The 19,539-nt window shown below is 66.5% G+C and carries 16 protein-coding genes; 12 read left to right on the top strand and 4 right to left on the bottom strand.

Annotation, left to right across the window (positions count from 1 at the left end):
• Positions 1–22 precede the first annotated feature (22 nt).
• Entirely contained in the window at positions 23–2,062 is a 2,040-nt protein-coding gene (locus tag ACFYOW_RS09240) for an AMP-binding protein (RefSeq protein WP_387286191.1), read from the bottom strand.
• A 319-nt stretch (positions 2,063–2,381) separates the two neighbouring features.
• Between ACFYOW_RS09240 and ACFYOW_RS09235 the strand changes: the two genes are divergently transcribed.
• From ACFYOW_RS09235 to ACFYOW_RS09210, 6 genes are all read left to right on the top strand, one after another.
• Positions 2,382–6,497 carry an ATP-binding protein gene (locus tag ACFYOW_RS09235; protein ID WP_387286189.1) on the top strand — a complete coding sequence of 1,372 codons (4,116 nt, stop codon included), beginning with the start codon at positions 2,382–2,384 and terminating at the stop codon, positions 6,495–6,497.
• On the top strand, positions 6,494–6,907 hold the full coding sequence (locus ACFYOW_RS09230; RefSeq protein ID WP_011207200.1) for a roadblock/LC7 domain-containing protein: 414 nt from the start codon (positions 6,494–6,496) through the stop codon (positions 6,905–6,907). The genes ACFYOW_RS09235 and ACFYOW_RS09230 overlap by 4 nt, the downstream gene beginning before the upstream one ends.
• Positions 6,908–6,914: 7 nt before the next feature.
• Positions 6,915–7,289: a DUF742 domain-containing protein gene (locus ACFYOW_RS09225; RefSeq protein ID WP_040686485.1), complete on the top strand. Its 375-nt coding sequence runs from the start codon at positions 6,915–6,917 to the stop codon at positions 7,287–7,289.
• Positions 7,270–7,872, top strand: coding sequence for an ATP/GTP-binding protein (locus ACFYOW_RS09220; protein WP_174414979.1), 603 nt, complete (start codon positions 7,270–7,272; stop codon positions 7,870–7,872). The genes ACFYOW_RS09225 and ACFYOW_RS09220 overlap by 20 nt, the downstream gene beginning before the upstream one ends.
• Before the next feature lie 92 nt (positions 7,873–7,964).
• Complete coding sequence (locus tag ACFYOW_RS09215) at positions 7,965–9,467, top strand: carboxyl transferase domain-containing protein (RefSeq protein ID WP_387286187.1); 1,503 nt, start codon at positions 7,965–7,967, stop codon at positions 9,465–9,467.
• A gap of 105 nt (positions 9,468–9,572) precedes the next feature.
• Positions 9,573–10,427 carry an aldo/keto reductase gene (locus ACFYOW_RS09210; protein ID WP_387286186.1) on the top strand — a complete coding sequence of 285 codons (855 nt, stop codon included), beginning with the start codon at positions 9,573–9,575 and terminating at the stop codon, positions 10,425–10,427.
• 4 nt (positions 10,428–10,431) lie between these two features.
• Here ACFYOW_RS09210 and ACFYOW_RS09205 read toward each other — a convergent pair whose 3' ends face one another.
• Positions 10,432–11,559, bottom strand: a complete 1,128-nt coding sequence (locus ACFYOW_RS09205; RefSeq protein ID WP_387286184.1) for an NAD(P)-binding domain-containing protein — start codon at positions 11,557–11,559, stop codon at positions 10,432–10,434.
• 90 nt (positions 11,560–11,649) lie between these two features.
• On the opposite strand from ACFYOW_RS09205, the gene ACFYOW_RS09200 reads away from it, so the two are divergent.
• From ACFYOW_RS09200 to ACFYOW_RS09180, 5 genes are all read left to right on the top strand, one after another.
• Positions 11,650–12,375, top strand: a complete 726-nt coding sequence (locus tag ACFYOW_RS09200; protein WP_387286182.1) for an enoyl-CoA hydratase — start codon at positions 11,650–11,652, stop codon at positions 12,373–12,375.
• On the top strand, positions 12,376–13,518 hold the full coding sequence (locus tag ACFYOW_RS09195; RefSeq protein ID WP_387286180.1) for an MBL fold metallo-hydrolase: 1,143 nt from the start codon (positions 12,376–12,378) through the stop codon (positions 13,516–13,518). It abuts the gene before it with no gap.
• 34 nt (positions 13,519–13,552) lie between these two features.
• Positions 13,553–13,879 (top strand): antitoxin, encoded by a 327-nt coding sequence (locus ACFYOW_RS09190; RefSeq protein WP_387286178.1) that lies wholly within the window; start codon positions 13,553–13,555, stop codon positions 13,877–13,879.
• A gap of 49 nt (positions 13,880–13,928) precedes the next feature.
• On the top strand, positions 13,929–16,238 hold the full coding sequence (locus ACFYOW_RS09185) for an ATP-dependent DNA ligase (RefSeq protein WP_387286176.1): 2,310 nt from the start codon (positions 13,929–13,931) through the stop codon (positions 16,236–16,238).
• Positions 16,239–16,329: 91 nt separating this feature from the next.
• Entirely contained in the window at positions 16,330–16,509 is a 180-nt protein-coding gene (locus ACFYOW_RS09180) for an antitoxin (protein ID WP_040686491.1), read from the top strand.
• Positions 16,510–16,553: 44 nt separating this feature from the next.
• Here ACFYOW_RS09180 and ACFYOW_RS09175 read toward each other — a convergent pair whose 3' ends face one another.
• A complete protein-coding gene (locus tag ACFYOW_RS09175) occupies positions 16,554–17,201 on the bottom strand; it encodes a cysteine hydrolase family protein (protein WP_387286175.1) in 648 nt (215 codons plus the stop codon).
• A 281-nt stretch (positions 17,202–17,482) separates the two neighbouring features.
• On the opposite strand from ACFYOW_RS09175, the gene ACFYOW_RS09170 reads away from it, so the two are divergent.
• Positions 17,483–18,724 carry a lipase family protein gene (locus ACFYOW_RS09170; protein ID WP_387286173.1) on the top strand — a complete coding sequence of 414 codons (1,242 nt, stop codon included), beginning with the start codon at positions 17,483–17,485 and terminating at the stop codon, positions 18,722–18,724.
• A 58-nt stretch (positions 18,725–18,782) separates the two neighbouring features.
• Here the strand turns inward: ACFYOW_RS09170 and ACFYOW_RS09165 are convergent, their stop codons facing one another.
• Positions 18,783–19,427: an ammonium transporter gene (locus ACFYOW_RS09165; RefSeq protein WP_387286171.1), complete on the bottom strand. Its 645-nt coding sequence runs from the start codon at positions 19,425–19,427 to the stop codon at positions 18,783–18,785.
• Positions 19,428–19,539: the final 112 nt, after the last annotated feature.

The raw sequence follows: 19,539 nt of genomic DNA, 5'->3' as shown, positions 1-19,539 counted from the left end.
GAAACGCAATGCAATCGCAAAGTTATGACGGCACAATCGGATCGCCGTTGGGTGCAACGACTTCCGGGCCGGGCTCCTGCGGGCGGCTGGCCCGGATCTGGACCTCGAGTGCGGCGAGCACCGAGGCATCTTCGATGGTGGACGGCACCTCGTAGGTATCGCCCGCGGTGATCTGCCGGATCGTCTTGCGCAGGATCTTGCCCGACCTGGTTTTGGGCAGCGCGGTGACGACGACGGCGTCGTGCAGGGTGGCGATCGCGCCGATCTGCTCGCGCACCCGGGCGATCAGTTCGTCGCGCAGGCGGTCCGGATCGATCTCGACGCCGGACTTGAGTACCACGTAGGCGATCGGCCGCTGGCCCTTGAGTTCGTCGGGCAGGCCGATAACCGCGCATTCGGCGACGGCTTCGTGTCCGGCGATGGCGGCCTCGATGCTGCCCGCCGAGAGCCGGTGCCCGGCCATATTGATCACATCGTCGCTGCGGCCGAGCACGTAGAGGTACCCGTCGTCATCGAAGTATCCGGAGTCGCCGGTGAGGTAGTGACCCGGGAACGCCGACATATAGGAGCGTTGGAAGCGGTCTTCATCGCGCCATAGCCCGGTTAGTGTCCCTGGTGGTAGTGGCAGGCCGATGACGATATTGCCTTCGGTGCCCGGTGCGACCGGATTGCCCTCGGCATCGAGCACCCGCAGCCGGAAGCCGGGTACCGGCACCGACGCCGAACCCGCCTTGATCGGAAGTTGCTGCAGGCCGAGTAGATTCGCGCAGATCGGCCAGCCGGTCTCGGTCTGCCACCAGTGGTCGACCACCGGGCAGTCGGGCCGATCGGCGAGCAGTGTTTCGCTGGCCCACTCGTAGGTGGCCGGATCCAAACGCTCACCGGCGCAGAACAATGCGCGCAGCGAGGACAGGTCGTGGCCGTGGGCGAGAGCGGCGTCCGGATCGGCCTTGCGAATGGCGCGCAGCGCGGTCGGCGCGGTGAACAGCACCCGCACGTTGTGCTCGGCGACCACCCGCCAGTACGCGCCCGCATCCGGTGTCCCGACCGGTTTGCCTTCGTAAAGCAGCGTTGTCGCGCCGACGAGCAGCGGCGCGTAGACGATGTACGAATGTCCGACGACCCAGCCGACATCCGAGGCGGCCCACATCACCTGGCCCGGCCCGACGTCGTAGATATTGCGCATGGACCAGGACAGGGCGACCGCATGTCCGCCGTTGTCGCGGACCACGCCCTTGGGCTTCCCGGTCGTGCCGGAGGTGTAGAGGATATAGAGCGGATCGGTCGCGGCGACCGGAACCGGATCGGCGGGTTGCGCATCGCGCACCGCGTCTGCCCAATCGAGCCATTGCGCCGCGACGGTCTGGGTGGAACTCGGCAGTGATTCGGTGGCGGGCTGTGGCGTGGGGAAGTGGATGGTCGGAAATTCCGGTCGCTGCTTGACGATCACGTGACGCGGTGCGCTCGTCTCGGCGAGGTCGAGGGCCTGCAACACGATCGGCGGGTAGTCGATCGTTCGGCCCGGCTCCAGCCCGCCCGAGGCAGTGATGATCAACACAGGTTCGGCATCATCGATGCGGGCGGCCAGCTCGGGTGCGGCGAAGCCGCCGAAGACCACCGAATGCACCGCGCCGATGCGGGCGCAGGCCAGCATGGCGATCACCGCCTCGGGGATCATCGGCAGGTAGATGACCACGCGGTCGCCCGCGGCGACACCCAAACGTGCCATCGCACCGGCGAACTCGGCCACCTCGGCGAGTAGTTCGGCGTAGGTGAAAACGCCTCTGGTGCCGGTCATAGCGGAGTCGTATATTAGGGCGGGCTGATCGGCCCGGCTTGCTTCGTCCGGAGTGTTGCCGCCGTGCACATGCCGGTCGAGGGCGTTGAAGGAGGTGTTGAGGCGAGCATCCGGAAACCACCTGGCCATCGAGCGAGCCGTGGTGTCGACGATGTGGGCCGGCGGGGTCACCCAATCGATCGCCTCGGCCGCCTCGGCCCAGAACTCAGCGGGATCGACCAAGCTGGTCTGATAGACCGGCCGGTACGTCTGGTTTTCCGTCAATCCCGTGACTCCCTAGCCTCGCCTCGATGCCCGCCTCGATAGATCAGCACGATTGTGGCAGACTTCACGCGACGCCCGGGTGGGTGCCGCGACCTTTGGTTTTGCCAGCTATCGGCAGGTCAAGGCCCGTAGCTATACTCAACGTCACCCAAGCTGTTATTGATCCGTTAGAATCTGATGTCACTTATTTGGGCCGTCGTAGACGCAATTTCTCGGCCAGCCGCAGTTCCTCGGCCAGCTCTGCCTGTCGAGCCAGCATGCGATTGTCTAGGTTCGCTGATGGCACGTGGTTGGGGCCAGTTTGGAAAGTGAGTGGGAGATGCGTGACGCCGCAAGGTCCGGCAGCAAACGCTGGGCGCTCGGCAACTGGGACCTGCGCTGGAAGGTTACGGCGGTCCTGGCCGTTCCGCTGGCAGTCGCGGTTGGGCTCGGCGTGTCCAGGATTACCACCGAGTTCGCCGAGGCGAACCGACTGGACGCCGCCGCGAAGAACATCGAGGCGATTCCTGCCGTCACCGCGCTGAGTGCGCAGACGGCGACGACCGCCGGTTCGCAGATGATTTCGATCATGCCGAACGTGTCGATCGTGTCGGACAAGAACCTGGCCGACCTCGACAAGGTCATCGCCGATGCCGAGCAGTCGGTCGGCAAGGTCGACGGTGTTGCCGGCGCGCGCGGCGCGCTGGAAGACATGATCACCCAGGCCAAGGCGGTGCGCGCCCAGGGCAAGAACGTCTCGACGCAGACCCCGGCCGAAGTCATCGGGACGATCGACAGGGTCCGCAACGACAGTGTGCACATTGTGGAGTCCACGGTCGGCCAGGTCAGTGATCAGGCCATCGAACAGGCGAAGCTGCGGCTGGTCGACTCGTTGAACACCCGTTACGCGCTGGTCGCTGAGGTCGCCGCATTCCCCGAGGTGCTGCGCGGTTCGGCGGCGGGCGTGCAGAGCGCGATCACCGCGGCCAATACCGAGCGGGCGATGCTCAACGTGCTTGCCCACCGCTTTTCCGATGGCGATACCTCGATCGCCGATCTGCGGGCCGGTATCGATAACCGGATCTCACTGCTGACCAGCCCGGAGGCCCAGTCCGGCAAGATCCCGGTCGGTGATCTGAAGAACTCGCTCACCGGCAGCCTCGATGTCTACGAGCGCGTGGTCGCCAAGTCCACCAAGGACATCGACTCGGCGATGAGTTCGCTGGTGTCCAACGCCAACACCGGCGCGTGGACCTATACCGCGGTCGTCATCGCGACCATTCTCGCCGCGCTGTTGCTCGCGGTGTTCGTCGCGCGCTCGATGATCGTGCCGCTGCACCGGCTGCGTCTGGCCGCGCTGCGCGTGGCCGAGAGCGATCTGCCGCACGAGGTCGCCCAGCTGCGTAACGGCGCGTCCCCCGAGGATGTGCCGCTCGAGCCGATGCCGATCCGCAGCCACGAGGAAATCGGTCAGCTGGCCCGCGCCGTCGACGATATCCACGGCCAGGCGCTGCGTTTGGCCAGTGACCAGGCGCAGATGCGTGTCCAGGTCAACGACATGTTCGAAACCCTGGCGCGGCGCTCCAAGTCTCTCGTCGACCATCAGCTCAGCCTGATCGAGGCGATGGAGTACGACGAGAAGGATCCGCGCCTGCTGGAAAACCTGTTCCGGCTGGACCACCTCGCGGCTCGTATGCGCCGTAACGGTGACAACCTGCTGATCCTCGCCGGTACCCGGCAGCGGCGCAGCAAGTCCGCGCCGGTCGAGATCGCGGACGTGCTGCGTGCGGCGATCTCCGAGGTCGAGGACTACGAACGCGTGAAGCTCGGTGCGACACCGCGTGGTTCGCTGGTCGAGCCCGCCGCCTCGGATATGGCGCACCTGTTCGCCGAGCTATTGGACAATGCGCTACGCGCGTCGCCGCCGGAGACCGACGTGAAGTTCACCTTCGCGCAGGGACACGACCAGGGCATGCTCATCGAGGTCGCGGACCGCGGCATCGGTATGCCGCCCAGTGAAATGGCCGATATCAACCGGCGGCTCGAGCAGACCGCCGAGCCGGGTCCGGACACGGCGCGGCACATGGGTCTTTTCGTGGTCGGCCGGTTGGCCGAGCGCCACGGACTCACCGTGCGCCTGCGCCCGACCTTCGATACCGCACGCGATCCAGGCGTCACGGTCACCGTGCAGGTCCCGGCCGGTCTGATCGTGCTCGGACAGGGCCAGACCACGGCGATGCCGCAGGCCGCACCGCAGGTCGCCGCGGCCGCTCCGCAACGGCAGTCCGCCGCGGCATCGATGCAGATGCGCGCGATCACCAGGACGCCGGGTGGCAATGTCATGGTCACCGTCGATCCCGGTGTGAGCGGACCGATTTCGACGAGCAGTCCGGCACCGGCAGCGGGCAGTGGTCCGATCCCGACGGCGGGCGGGCTACCACAGCGTTCGCCCGGCTCGACCATGTCCTCGGGCGCCTCCGGGCTGCGTCAGGAACCGGCGCAACCGAATCCGACCCTGCGCCCATCGGCCGGACAGGCACCGAGCGGTCCGCAGCGCGGCAAGCTCGCCGCGGCGAATCTGCCGAGACGCAATGTCACTCCGGGCGGTCCGCCGCCGAGTCGGCCGGGCGCCGAGCCGACGGTTTCCGGTGGCGGTCTGCCGCCGCGGAATTTGAACTCGGGTGGACTGCCGCAGCGTCAGCCCGGCACGAATGGTGTGCCGGAGGGCGGTCAGCCCAGTGGTGGTCTGCCGCAGCGTCAGCCGGGCAGCAACGGTGCGCCGCCGCGCGAGGGCGCGGGCGGTCTGCCGCAGCGTGCGTCGGGACTGAACGGTCTGCCGCAGCGCGAACCGGGTGCAGGCGGCGTGCCGCCGCGCGATACCGGATCGGGTCTGCCGCAGCGTGATGCGTCGGGTGGATTGCCGAAGCGTGAGCCTGGTTCGACCGGACTGCCGCAACGGGATTCGGCCGCCGGTGGCCTGCCACAGCGGGATTCGGCCGCTGGCGGTCTGCCGCAGCGGGAGCCGGGCGCGACCGGTTTGCCGCAGCGTCAGTCGCCTGCGAGCGGTCTGCCGCAGCGGGAAACGCCGAATGGTTTGCCGCAGCGTGAGAGCACGGGTGGTCTGCCGCAGCGTGAGAGCACGGGCGGTTTGCCGCAGCGTGAGAGCACCGGTGGCCTGCCGCAGCGTGAGAGCACCGGTGGCCTGCCGAAGCGTGATCCGTTGCGTGATCCGTTGAGCAGTCTGCCGCAGCGTGAGAGCTCTGGCGGTTTGCCGCAGCGTGAAAGCGCCAGTGGCTTGCCGCAGCGTGAGAGCACCGGCGGTCTACCGCAACGGGATTCCGCATCGAATGGTCTGCCGCAGCGTGAGTCCCGCGTGACCGGTATCCCGCCGCGGGACACCGGTTCGGGCTTGCCGCAGCGGGATTCCGCTTCCGGTGGTCTGCCGCAGCGTGATGCTCTGGGTGGTCTGCCGCAGCGTGAGAGCACGGGCGGTTTGCCGCAGCGTGAGAGCACCGGTGGCCTGCCGAAGCGTGATCCGTTGCGTGATCCGTTGAGCAGTCTGCCGCAGCGTGAGAGCACCGGCGGTCTACCGCAACGCGATTCGGCCTCGAATGGCCTGCCGCAGCGGGACACCGGTTCGGGCTTGCCGCAGCGGGATTCCGCTTCTGGCGGTCTGCCGCAGCGGGAGTCCGGTGCCACCGGTCTGCCACAGCGTCAGTCACCCGCGAACGGTTTGCCGCAGCGTGAGGCTCCGACCGGTCTGCCGCAGCGTCAGTCGGGCGGGACGCCGAGCGGCCTGCCCCAGCGCGACGGTCTGCTACCTTCCCGCGACAGCCTGCCGCAGCGGGAGTCGGCTGCTACCGGTCTGCCGCAGCGCGATCCGGGAGCGACCGTGCTGCCGCGCAAGGAAGTTCCGCCGGGTGTCGGTCTGCCGCGACGGGATCGTGGTGCGGCCCAGCCCGCGGCCGGCGGTGAGACACCCGCGATGTCCGAGAGCGGGGCGACGACCGCACCGCGCGATCCGGGCCGGCACAGCTTCAAGCCCGATCCGGAAAAGGCGGCGTCGTTCTTCCAGACCAGGTTGCAGCCAGCCGTCGACTCTGATTCGGTGATGGGCGGGACACCGATCTTCGCCGAAATGATGTCGGCGTGGCTATCGGATCCCAACCAGGACCGGTCCCAAGTTGCTGCCTCCTTCGAATCACCCGGCGACGAGGGCTGGCAGGCGGCCCGCCGCGCCAGCGAGGCCCAGGCCGAAACAAAGACGGCCGCCGGGTTGCCTCAACGCAATCCGGGCGGGAGGCTGGTCCCCGGCGGTGTCACCGGCAACGCCGATCGCGCGCCGCGTCGCGATCCAGAAACGATCAGGTCCAGCTTGAGTCGTCACCAGCAGGGCGTCCGGGATGGCCGCGCAATGAAGGCAATGAACCTAACCGGAGATAAAGGAGACCGATGAACCCCGATCTAGGTGGTACGAATCGTCAGCTGGATTGGCTGGTTTCGAACTTCGCCAACGAGGTTCCTGGCGTAGCTCATGCCGTCCTGGTCTCGGCTGACGGCCTACTCATGGCGGCGAGCGCGCAGCTGCCGGTGGACCGTGCCGAACAGCTGTCGGCCGTTACCGCCGGACTGGCCAGCCTCTCGGTAGGCGTCTCGAATCTATTCGAGGGCGGCACCGTGCTGCAGTCGGTAGTCGAGATGGAGCACGGCTACCTGCTACTCATGGCAGTCGGCGACGGCTCGTATCTTGCGGTGCTGACGAATACTTCCTGCGATATCGGCCAGGTGGGCTACGAAATGGCCCTGTTGGTCGAGCGTGTCGGCCAGACGGTGCAGGCCACGCCACGCGTCACGATGGGTTCCTGATGGTGGGATGGACATAGACGATCACCGCATGGGGAGCGCCGAGCCGAGTCTCGTTCGCCCGTACTCCTTGACTGCGGGCCGAACCAGGCCCGCGGTCGAGTTGGCGTTGGAGGCACTTGTCGCATCGCATCCGGTCGCCCTGGAGCGGCAGTTCGAACTGACCAACATCGAGACGTCCATCGTGGAGTTGTGCAGAGAATCGCCGTCCGTTGCTGAAGTGGCAGCGCGTTTGGGTATACCCATCGGGGTGGCCCGCGTGCTCGTGGCCGACCTCATCGAGGCCGGGCATGTGCGAGTTTCGGCGACTTTGAAAGACGATTCCAGCGACGATGAACGTCGCGAGCTGATCGAAAGGGTTCTCAGTGGACTCCGGCGTATTTGATTCGACGGCACAGGTCGATACCCGCACCAGCAAACCGACTTCGGCGAAGATCGTGGTCGCTGGCGGCTTCGGTGTCGGTAAGACCACGTTGGTGGGTGCCGTCTCGGAGATCGTTCCGCTGCGCACCGAGGCATTGGTGACCAATGCCAGTACCGGAATCGACAATCTGACCGGTATTCCGATGAAGTCGACCACCACGGTGGCGATGGACTTCGGCCGGATCAGCCTCGCCGACGATCTGGTTCTGTACCTGTTCGGCACGCCCGGCCAGTACCGCTTCTGGTTCATGTGGGACGACCTGATCCGCGGCGCCATCGGCGCCGTGGTGCTGGTCGACACCCGCAGACTCGAGGACAGCTTCGCGGCCGTCGACTACTTCGAAGCGCGCAATCTACCGTTCCTGGTTGCGCTCAACGAATTCGACGACGCACCGCGGTATCCGATCGAGGACATCCGTCAGGCCCTTGCGGTGCCTGCGGATGTGCCGATCCTGTCCATCGACGCCCGCCGGCGCGAACCCGCCAAGCAGGCGCTGGTCTCGCTCACCGAGTACGCCCTACGCAAGGTCATGCAGGGCTACTGAGCGTTCGCGTCTGTCGCGTCGGCCCCGAATCGAGTGGCTGAGCCTTACCCACCCCGCCGGCTCCGCCGGCTGCCATCCCCTAGGCTCGCTCGGTGAGGATTTCGGCGCGGGAGTTGCTCGGGCAACTGCTCGACTCGGACTCGTTTATCAGCTGGGATCGGCCACCGGTGACGGTGGCCGCATCCCCGCGATACCGCGAGGATCTGCGCAAGGCTGAGCTGGCGGCCGGCACAGATGAGGCGGTGCTGACCGGCGAAGGTCTGCTGCGTGGTCGACGCGTGGCCGTAATCGCCTGCGAGTTCGGATTTCTGGCGGGTTCGATCGGGGTGGCCGCGGCCGAGCGCATCGTCTCGGCGGTCGAGCGCGCCACCGAACTCGGCCTGCCCCTGGTTGCGTCGCCGACCTCCGGCGGTACCAGAATGCAGGAGGGCACAGTCGCTTTCGTGCAGATGGTGAAGATCGCGGGTGCGGTCGCGGCGCACAAGGCGGCCGGGCATCCGTATCTGGTCTATCTGCGCAATCCCACGATGGGCGGCGTCTTCGCGTCCTGGGGTTCGCTGGGGCATATCACCTTCGCCGAACCCGGCGCACTCATCGGCTTTCTCGGTCCGCGCGTCTATAAAGCGTTGTACGGCAGGGATTTTCCGGCAGGTGTGCAGGTCGCGGAGAATCTGTACCGCAGCGGCGTGATCGATGGTGTGCTGCCGGTTTCGGTGTTCCGCCGGATCGCGCATCGTGCGTTGAGTGTGCTCAGTGGTGTGCCGGATCCTGTTGCGGCGGAACCCGGTTGGGCCGCGCCGGTGCGCAGGACCGGGAATGCGGCCGCGGATGTTCCGGCTTGGGAATCGGTTCAGATCTCGCGCCACCCAGGTCGGCCCGGTATCCGTGACCTATTGCGCCATGTGACGCAACGGGTTCCGCTCAGCGGCACCGGGCAGGGCGAATCCGATCGCACCATGGTGCATGCGCTGGCCCGTTTTCGTGGGCAGCCGTGCATTGTTTTCGGTCACGACCGCTCGGGGCAGCAGGGCGAACACACCATGGGACCCGCCGCATTGCGCGAGGCCCGGCGCAGTATGGCGCTGGCCGAGGAATTGCGGCTGCCGCTGGTGTTGGTGATCGACACGGTCGGTGCGGCCCTGTCGAAGGAGGCCGAGGAGCGTGGGCTCGCCCCCGAAATCGCCCGCTGCATAGCCGATCTGGTGACGCTCGACACCCCGACGGTCTCGGTCCTGCTCGGTCAGGGCACCGGCGGCGGCGCATTGGCGCTGCTGCCCGCCGACCGAGTCTTGGCCGCCACCCACGGCTGGCTCGCGCCGCTGCCGCCGGAAGGGGCGAGTGCCATCGTCTACCGCGATACCGAGCACGCCCCCGAACTGGCCGACGCACAGGGCATCCGCGCCACCGACCTGCTCGCCGACGGTGTCGTCGACCGCATCGTCCCGGAATTTCCCGACGCCGCCGACGAACCGGTCGACTTCGCCCGCCGCATGGTCGCCGCCATCGCCGAAGAGCTCACCGGGCTGCGTGCCCGTCCGCTCGACGAGATCCGCGCCTCCCGCCATACCCGCTATCGCCGCCTCGGTCGGTCCTGACGACCCTCGGTAACCAGCACAAACGCGATCCCGCGAGGAAAACCGGAGGTCAACACACCAGGGGTTCTCGTTGACGACGCGGCGCGGCACTTCTACGGTCGGAATGTGACCTTCAGAAGCGAGACCAGCGCCATTCCCTCGATCGTGCTGAACGACGGGAACGTAATCCCGCAGCTCGGCTTCGGTGTGTTCCAAGTACCGCCGGAGGACGTCCAGCCGGTCGTCACCGCCGCGCTGGAGGCGGGCTATCGCAGCATCGATACCGCCGCGATCTACGGCAACGAGGAGGGCACCGGCCGCGCCATCCGGGAATTCGGGCTGCCGCGCGACGAGGTCTATCTCACCACCAAGCTGTGGAATTCCGACCAGGGCTACGACTCCACGCTGCGCGCCTTCGACGCCAGCATGGCTCGGCTCGGCCTGGACTACCTCGATCTCTATCTCATCCACTGGCCGGTGGCGCAGGCCGATCGCTTCATCGAGACCTTCAAGGCCCTGCAGACACTGAAGGCGCAGGGCCGGGTGCGTTCGATCGGTGTGTCGAACTTCACTGTGGCCGATCTGGAGCGGGTCATCGGCGAGACCGGCGAGATTCCGACCGTCAACCAGGTCGAATTGCATCCCCGGCTGGCGCAGCGCGAGCTGCGCGCCTTCCACGATGCGAATGCCATTGCCACCGAGGCGTGGAGTCCGCTCGGGCAGGGCACGCTGCTCGATGATCACACCATCGTCTCCATCGCCCAAGAGGTCGGCGGCACCCCGGCCCAGGTACTCATCCGGTGGCACCTCCAGCAGGGCATTGTCGTCATCCCGAAGTCGGTCACCCCGTCCCGCATCGCCGCCAACTTCGACGTCTTCGGTTTCGAACTCACCCGCGACCAGATGAACGCCATCAACGCACTCGACACGGGCGCCCGCATCGGCCCCGATCCGACCACTTTCACCGCCGGACTCCTCTAGAACTTCAGCGCAGGCCGAGGTGGGCCGTCAGCTCTTGGGCGGCGGCGCGCCCGGCTCGGTTGGCGCCGATGGTGCTCGCGGACGGGCCGTAGCCGATCAAGTGGATGCGCGGGTCGACGGCTACCTGGGTGGCGAGGCGGCCGGTCATGGTGATGCCGCCGCCCGGACCGCGCAGGCGTAGTGGGGCCAAATGATCCAGGGCACTGCGGAATCCGGTCGCCCACAGGATCACGTCTGCGTGCTGGAACGTACCGTCGGGCCAGCGCACCCCATCCGGTTCGATGCTCGCGAATATCGGATGCCGCTGCAGCGCCCCGCGAGCTCGTGCGGCGCGCAGTCGATCGTCGAGCCGCAATCCGGTGACCGAAACCACAGAACCCGGCGGCAGACCGTGCCGCACCCGATCCTCCACTATGGCGACGGCCGCGCGGCCGTCCTCCTCGGCGAACGGCGCGTCACGGAATACCGGCTCGCGACGAGTCACCCAGGTAGTGGTGGTGACCTGCGAGATCTCATCCAACAACTGAACGGCCGACACTCCGCCGCCGACCACCACGACATGCTTGCCCGCGAACTCGTCGGCGGTGCGGTAGTCGCGGGTGTGCAGCTGGCGTCCGGCGAAGGTCTGCGCACCCGGGTAGCGCGGAATGAAGGGATGTTCCCAGGTGCCGGTGCCATTGATCAGGCCACGCACCCGGATCGTGCCCGCGGTATCGGTCTCGACATTCAGCGTCGTGCCCCGACCCGCCGCGAGATCGGGCCCTGCGGCACAGGGGCTTCCGTCGGTATTGCGGTCGCAGACCACGGTCACCGAGACCGGTCTGCGCACCCGCAGATCGAATCTCTTCTCGTACAACTCGTAATAGTGCGGCACCGCGGTGGCCGCCGGCACGGCGTCGGAATCCGGGGGCAATGTCTCGGCGAAGGACATGCCCGGTAGGTCATGTACCCGATTGACGGTGGTCAGGGTGAGCGATGGCCACCGAAACTGCCAGGCCCCGCCGGGTCCCGGTGCGTGATCGACGATGAGGAAGTCCCGTTCCGGGCGCAATCCGATGCGCTGCAGGTGGTGACCGGCCGACAGCCCGGCCTGACCAGCACCGATCACCAGGATGGGGAAGTCTGTCGGCACAAACCGAGATCGTATCGGCTTGGTCGGTATGTTCGGCCACCTGTGGCAGAGTTGATGTAACCACTCGAACCGGTCAGTTGGGGAGGATGCATGCTCGACGTTAGCCGCGATGGCGATGTCGTCACTATCGAACTACAGCGCGAGGAACGGCGTAACGCGCTGAACTTCGAACTCGTCACTCGGCTCCGCGAAGCAGTGTTGACGGCGGCCGAGGAAGCCAAGGTGATTGTGCTCACCGGTCGGGGATCCCTCTTCAGCGCGGGCGCGGACCTGTCCGGGGTCTACGCGGAGGAATTCCTGACGGCCCTGCCCGACATGCTGCACACGATCGAATCCGTGCCGGTTCCGGTGATCGCGGCGATCAACGGCGGTGCGCTCGGCGCGGGCGTGCAGATCGCGCTGGCCTCGGATCTGCGGGTCATGGAACCCGACGCCTATATCGCCATTCCGGCCGCCAAGCTCGGCATCACCGTGGACCGCTGGACCGTGCGGCGGCTGGCATCGCTGATCGGCGGTGGCCCGGCCCGGACCATTTTGCTCGGCGCGGAATCGGTATCGGCCGCCGATGCCTACGCCTTCGGCTTCGCCAACCGACTCGGCACGCTGGCCGACGCACAGGCCTGGGCCAAATCGATCGCCCAGCTGGCCCCGCTGTCGCTGCGGCATATGAAGTTGGAGCTCAACGATGACGGCACCCGCGATCCGGAGAGCGCGCAGCAGCGTGCGGCGCTCGAGGCGGCGTGGACCAGTCAGGACGCCCAGGAGGGGCGGCTGGCCAGGGCAGAGAAGCGCGCGGCGAAATTCGTGGGGCGATAAATGAATCCGAAGAAGATAGTGGGCATTGCCGCCGGTGCACTCGGCCTCGCGTGGGTGGTGCGCGCGGTCTGGGACATCCCGTCGGCGATCGGCGCCTCCATCAATGCCATTGCGCCCTATGCCACCGGCGCGGTGAGCTATCGCAATCGGCAGTTCCACAACACCGAGCCGAGCACCCAGTTCGTCTCGGGAGCCGCTCCGTCCCTGCTGATTTCGGCGCTGACCCGGCGTAATGCCGGTCGTCCGCGCAATGCGGTTCCGCTGGCCACCCCCGACGTGCCGACTGAGGCCGCCGATCTCGCGGTCACCTGGTACGGGCACGCATCGGCGCTCATCGAGGTCGACGGCTACCGGATTCTCACCGATCCGGTTTGGAGCGAACGGGTTTCGCCGTCCGCGCTGGTCGGTCCGGCCCGGCTGCATCCGGTGCCGACGCCGCTGTCGGAACTGCCGCAGGTGGATGCGGTGCTGATCTCGCACGATCACTACGACCATCTGGACAAGGCGACGATCCGTCAGCTGGTGGCTGGGCAGGCCGCGCCCTTCCTGGTGCCGATCGGCATCGGCGCGCATCTGCGGCACTGGGGCGTGCCCGAACATCGGATCGTCGAATTGGATTGGGGTGGTTCGGTTTCCCTCGCCTCGCTGGGGCGTGAGCGCGACGGTACGGATCTGGTGCTCACCTGCACCGAGGCGCGGCACTTCTCCGGACGTGGCCTGATGCGCAACACCACACTGTGGGCGTCCTGGTCCATCATCGGTCCGACGCGGCGGGTCTACTTCGGCGGTGATACCGGATACACCAAGGCTTTCGCGGAGGCAGGGGCCGCGCTCGGACCGTTCGATCTGACGCTGCTGCCGATCGGCGCCTACGACGAGGCCTGGCCGGACATCCACATGAACCCGGAGGAGGCGGTTCGCGCACATGCCGACCTCGGCGTCGGCGATCCGGGACACGGACTGCTGGTGCCCATCCACTGGGCGACCTTCAACCTGGCATTCCACGGGTGGTCGGAGCCGGTGCGCCGGATGGTCGCGGCGGCACGGGCGGCCGGTACCGCGGTGGCGGTGCCGATGCCCGGGCAGCGCATCGACCCCAATGACCTGCCGAGCCGGGATTCCTGGTGGGAGGATATTGGGTGAATACCTAGGTTCGTCGACAGGAAGGAATGCAGGCATGAGTCTCGTGGACACCCTGAAAGGCCTGGTCGGCAAGGGCAGGGACGCGGCAGCCGAGAACGCCGACAAAATTTACGATGCGGTCGACAAGGCCGGTGGGTTCATCGACGAGAAGACCGGCCACAAATACTCCGACAAGATCGGCAAGGTGCAGCAGGCCGCCAAGAAGGCGGTCCCGACGGACCACTCCGCATCGGAGCCGCCCGCGTCCGCACCGAAGCCGCCCGCGCCGGAGCCGCCCACGGCCGCGGCTGAGGAGCCGTCCGTGCCACCGGCTCCCAAGCCGGCTCCCGAGCCCGAAGAGCCGGGACAGCCGCAGGCCTGATCTGTGGCGGGGGCCGATATCTGTCGGTCCCCGCCCCTAAACTTCATTTATGGTGACCCGCCGGGAATTCGGTGGCAGCCCGGGCCGGCCGGGCATCGAGGTTGAGCTGAGCAACCTCGACAAGGTGCTGTATCCGGCGACCGGAACCACCAAGGGTGAGGTCATCGCGTACTACTCGGCCATCGCGCCCGCGATGCTTCCGCATATCGCCGGGCGGCCGGTCACCCGGAAGCGCTGGCCCAACGGGGTCGACGAATCGTCCTTTTTCGAAAAGAATCTCGCTGAGCACGCACCGTCGTGGCTGGAGCGCCACACGATCGAGCATTCCGGCCGCAAGGTCGTCTATCCGGTCATCGATTCCGAGGCCGGACTGGCCTGGATCGGGCAGCAGGCGGCGCTGGAAGTCCATGTGCCGCAATGGCGTTTCGACGGCGACAAGGTCGGCTACGCCACCCGGTTGGTTTTCGATCTGGATCCGGGGCCGGGTGCGGGACTGGCCGAATGCGCGCGGGTCGCGCTGGCGGTGCGCGAGATGGTCGAGGGGATCGGGCTGCACGCCTTCCCGGTGACAAGTGGTAGCAAGGGAATTCACATCTATGTGCCGCTGGATCGGGAGTTGAGTCCGGGCGGTGCGTCCACCGTGGCAAAGCAGGTGGCGACGAATCTCGAAAAGCTGCACCCGGATCTGGTCACCGCGACGATGGCGAAATCGGCGCGCGGCGGAAAGGTCTTCCTGGACTGGAGCCAGAACAATCCGTCCAAGACCACCATCGCACCGTATTCGCTGCGCGGCCGTACCGAGCCGAATGCGGCCGCACCGCGCACCTGGGCCGAGCTGGAGAGCCGGAAGAAGCTGCGGCACTTGCGCTTCGATGAAGTGCTCGCGCGCTGGCGCGATGACGGCGATCTGCTCGCCGAATTGGATCCGGCCGGTTCGAACAGCGATGCGCTGACGAAATATCGCTCGATGCGCGATGCCTCGGCGACCCCGGAACCGGTGCCGTCCGAAACGCCTACCCCCGGGGCGAATGATCGGTTCGTCGTCCAGGAACACCACGCGCGGCGGCTGCATTGGGACGTGCGGCTCGAACGCGACGGCGTATTGGTGTCATGGGCTGTTCCGAAGGGTCCGCCGACCTCGTCGGATCAGAACCGGCTCGCCGTGCACACCGAGGATCATCCGTTGGAATACTTGGACTTCCACGGTGCCATCCCGAAGGGCCAGTACGGCGCGGGGGAAATGACGATCTGGGATTCCGGCACCTATGAAACCGAGAAATGGCGCGAGGACGAGGTCATCGTCACCTTCCACGGCAAGCGACTGCGTGGTCGCTACGCGATGATCCGAACCAATGGCACCCAGTGGCTGATGCATCTCATGCGCGATCAGAATCCGGCCGAGGAAGAGGCGGACCGGGTGTCCAGTGGTCCGGTCGGCCCCGAGGCCGCGTTCATCGTGCCGAGACCGGCTGGGCCCGCGCCCTTTCCACGTGGACTGCATCCGATGCTCGCCACCCACGGTGAGGTCGCCGATCTCGATGACGTCGAGTGGTGCTTCGAAACCAAATGGGACGGCTTCCGGCTGATCGCCGAAATAGACTCCGGGACACTGACTCTGCGCAGCCGGGCGGGCAATGTGGTGACCAAACGTTATCCGGGTATGGCGGTGCTGGCCGAGGAGTTGGCCGGACACGATGTGGTGCTCGACGGTGAGGCCGTGGTGTTCGACGATCACGGCGTCGCGAATGTCGGTCTGCTGCAGGCCGACGCGGCGCGCGCGGTCTTCGTCGCCTTCGATGTGCTGTATCTGGACGGGACTTCACTCATCCGCAAACGGTATTCGGATCGGCGTCGGGTACTGGAAGCAATCGCCGCCAACGCGCCGTCACTGCGGGTGCCGCCGCGACTGGACGGCTCCGGCGCCGAAGCGCTGCGCTACAGCCAGGAGCAGGGCCTGGAAGGTGTGGTCGCCAAGCGCAAGGATTCGGTGTATCTGCCCGGTAAGCGCGGGCATTCGTGGGTCAAGCAGCGCAACTGGCGCACCCAGCGTGTCCTGATCGGCGGCTGGCGGCGCAGCGACGCGCGCAACTTCAAATCGCTGCTGGTCGGCATTCCGCACGAGGGCAGGCTGTATTACGTGGGGCGGGTCGGCACCGGGTTCAGCGAGCCGGTCATGCGGGATCTGGCCAAAAGGCTCGGCAAATTGGAGCGCAAGACCACTCCGTTCGACAACGACCTCACCGCCGAGGAACGCGAGGCCGCGGTGTGGGTGACCCCGAAGCTCAGCGGAACCGTGCGCTTCATGAACTGGACCGAGACCGGCCGCCTCTGGCATCCGGCCTGGCTCGGCGAGATGTGACGGCGGTCGCTGATGGTTTGCCGGGTCATCGGGGAGTTCGCTCGGTATCGTTTGTTCGCGGTTGTGTCGGCTCGAAAACGAGGAGTGCGCGGTGGATTTCAAGAACCTGGCGAACAAGGCGCTGGACCTGGCCCAGCAGAATGCGGACAAGGTGGATACGGCCATCGATAAGGTGGGCGATCTCGTCGACAAGCAGACCGACGGTAAGTTCGCGAGCCAGGTCGACGCCGCGCAGGATGCCGCCAAGAAGGCCGTCCGCAAGGACAGCTGAGTCGCCGATGGCGGACCGGGCGTACCGATCCGCCATTCCCGCGGTCAGTTCTGTTCGCGGGCGAGCAGCGGAATGATGGTCGCGCTGTCGGTGACCATCGCGTGCCCTTGGAATTCGAAATCGTCGTAGGCGCGCGCCATTGCCTCTTTATCGCGGCCGCCGACGGCATCGCTGATGATCACCGGCACGAAGCCCAAATCGGTCGAATGGGTGACTGTCGGCGCGATGCCGATCTCCAGTGCGACACCTGTGATCGCATATGCGCCGATGCCGAGATCACGCAGCACCGCGGCCAATGGCGTGCCCTCGAAGGCCGACATGGAGGTCTTGTCGAAGATCACCTCATCGGCCGTTGGCCGCAGCTCCGGAACCAGTTCGAAGGCCGGGGTGTCGCGTTGCAGAATGAATTTCACGTCATCGACACTGTCGACCTGCTGCCAGCTCATCGCCATGCGCAGCGCGAAGGTGCCGCTCAGGCGGCGCGGCAGGAAGAAATGCCGCAGGAAGATAATCGGATAGCCGCCGCGCCGTGCCGCTTCGACCACGCGCGCCACCCGCTCGATGATCTCCGGACCGTCCGGTAATTGGGAGAGCACACCGACCTGCATGTCGTAGACGATCACCGCCATGCGGTGCGGCGCACACACATCGGCGAGTTCTTCGGGAATGTCCAGTCCGTTGCCATGCCGCATGGTCAGCTCACTCCTGTTCGGTACCGGTCACGTTCGGGGTTCGTCCCGACGGTGATCCGGTTGCGCGTAGCCACTTTCGAAGCGCGCTCCAGGCGTGCTCCGCACCAACTGTAACCATGTCGGAAATCGGACACGTACGGCGTAGCCGATGCCCGCCGATGACCGTTGCTGGGCCCTCTGATCAGGCAGTACGGTGGTTTCATAAGAGGCCGCGCGAAGTCGGCGCCGACGTGTTCCCGGCGCACTCCGCGTCGCGTCGCGTCGGAAGACTGGAGGCCGCGATGAACATTTCGGCTGCACCATTCGTCGGCGGTAACCGGAGATTCGGTGCGATATCGACCTTTACCGTTCTCGCGGTCGCGGCGTTCGCATGCGTGCCGATTGCAAGGGCGGTGCCGCCGCCGGATCAGGACCTCTTCTACGTGGCAGCGGTCGATCCGGCTTCGCAGCCCGATGGTGCTGTGCTGCGGACCCGCTCGATCGCTCTATACGGTCTGCCGCTTCCGGTTTCGGCCTGGCAGGTGCAATACCGGACCAACGATACGAATGGCTCGCCGATCGCCGGTATGGCCACCATGCTGGTGCCGAATTGGCCGTGGTTCGGTCCCGGCCAGCGGCCGCTGCTGTCGTATCAGATTGCCGAGGACAGTCTCGATACCCGGTGTGCGCCGTCGTACGCGCTGCGAGGCGGCTGGGATCTCGGCGGCGCCAACACCTATATCGACACACTGTTCATCGCCGAGGCGTTGCGCCGCGGCTGGGCGGTGGTGACAAGCGATTACGAGGGGCCGGACTCCAGATTCCTGGACGGCGTCAACGCTGGCCGCGCGGTGCTCGACGGCATCCGGGCCGCTCGGGCGTTCGCACCGGACGGCGTCGGTCCGGCGAGCCCCATTGGGGCGTGGGGTTATTCGGGCGGTGCCTTCGCGACGCTGTGGGCGGCGCAGATACAACCGGAGTACGCGCCCGATATCCAATTCGCCGGTATCACCTCGGGCGGGGTGCCCGCCGATTGGACAAGCGTGGCGCATGGTGTCGATGGTGGCGTGCAAGCGGGACTGGCAATGCTGGTATTGATCGCTATCGCGAAGAACGAGCCGAATTCCGGTGTGGCGGAACTACTCAACGAACGCGGTCGGATCGCCCTCGCCGAGGACGCCTCGGCCTGTGGTCCGGATCTCCTTTCGAAGTACTTCAACGCGCATGTGGATGATTTCGCGGCGGTGCCGGATGTGTTGTCTCATCCGGTATTGCGGGCGGCGACCGACCGGCAGGAGCTCGGCGGCAGTGCACCGATCATGCCGATGTACCTGTACCACAGTGCAACTGACGATGTGATCCCAGTCGCCGGTTTCACCGATCTGGTCGGGCGCTACTGCGCACAGGGTGCCGATCTCACCTCGGTGCATTCGGCGCTGCCCGGACACAATGCGACCGCGATCGGTGAGGCGGCCGGTGCGATGGGCTTCCTCGCCGATCGTTTCGCGGGTGTTCCGATAGCGCCCGGTTGCCACGGACGATAAACGAAAGATGCGGCGCGCTGAGATGATTCGTTGCGCGCCGCGTCGCCGATGCGCGGTCTTACTTGACCGGACCGTCCTGCCATTTGGTGGTGCCGGGCGGGGCGGACAGCGTGTCGAGCAGATCGATGCCCGCGATGATCAGTGCCGGACCGCCGACCACGAGTGTGCCGATAATCCCGCCGATACCCGCGCCCGCGAGGACGCTGGCGATGACGGTCGGTCCGCCGATAATGCCGGTGAGCCCGACCAGCGCGCCGATCACTGTGCCGATAAAGCCGCCGATGGCGGTGGCAATGCCGAACTGGGACAGGAAGTTGTCCTGTGCGCGCAGATTCTCCCGTGCCGACGCGACGGGCGTGGCCGCCTGCCGCGCCGTCGTGAAGTCCTTGACCGCGGTCAACTCCAGCACCCGGCCCGCGTCGCGGATCTCATGCGGCATGCTGAACTCCAGGCCCTCCTGCCGGAACGACAGCGGCAGCGTGACCACGGTATTGCCCGCGATGTCCTTGATATCCACGGTGTTCGCCGACATTTGGAAGGACCCGTCGGTCAGCGTGGTAATGATCTTGTCGCCCACCAGTTTTGCCTCGTATCCGATGTTCGGTACGGGCGCGGTATCCGGCTGTGCGTACGAAGTGCCCGCGCCGACCGCGACAGCGGCGACGATCGGCACGGCGGCCGCAGTGATCTTGCGGAAAATCATTCCGGTGGTCCAATCTTCATCAGTTCTGGTAAGCCGTAGCAACGCTCCGCACACGAAAAATCCTTCCCCCGACGCTGTGCAGAGCCACGATGTGATCTAGAGAACGCACTCC

It is taken from the genome of Nocardia sp. NPDC006982 (assembly GCF_042869435.1).
In the GTDB taxonomy this organism is placed as follows: domain Bacteria; phylum Actinomycetota; class Actinomycetes; order Mycobacteriales; family Mycobacteriaceae; genus Nocardia.
The sequence above is the reverse complement of the archived record's forward strand: the minus strand, read 5'-3'. Positions and strand labels throughout refer to the sequence as shown.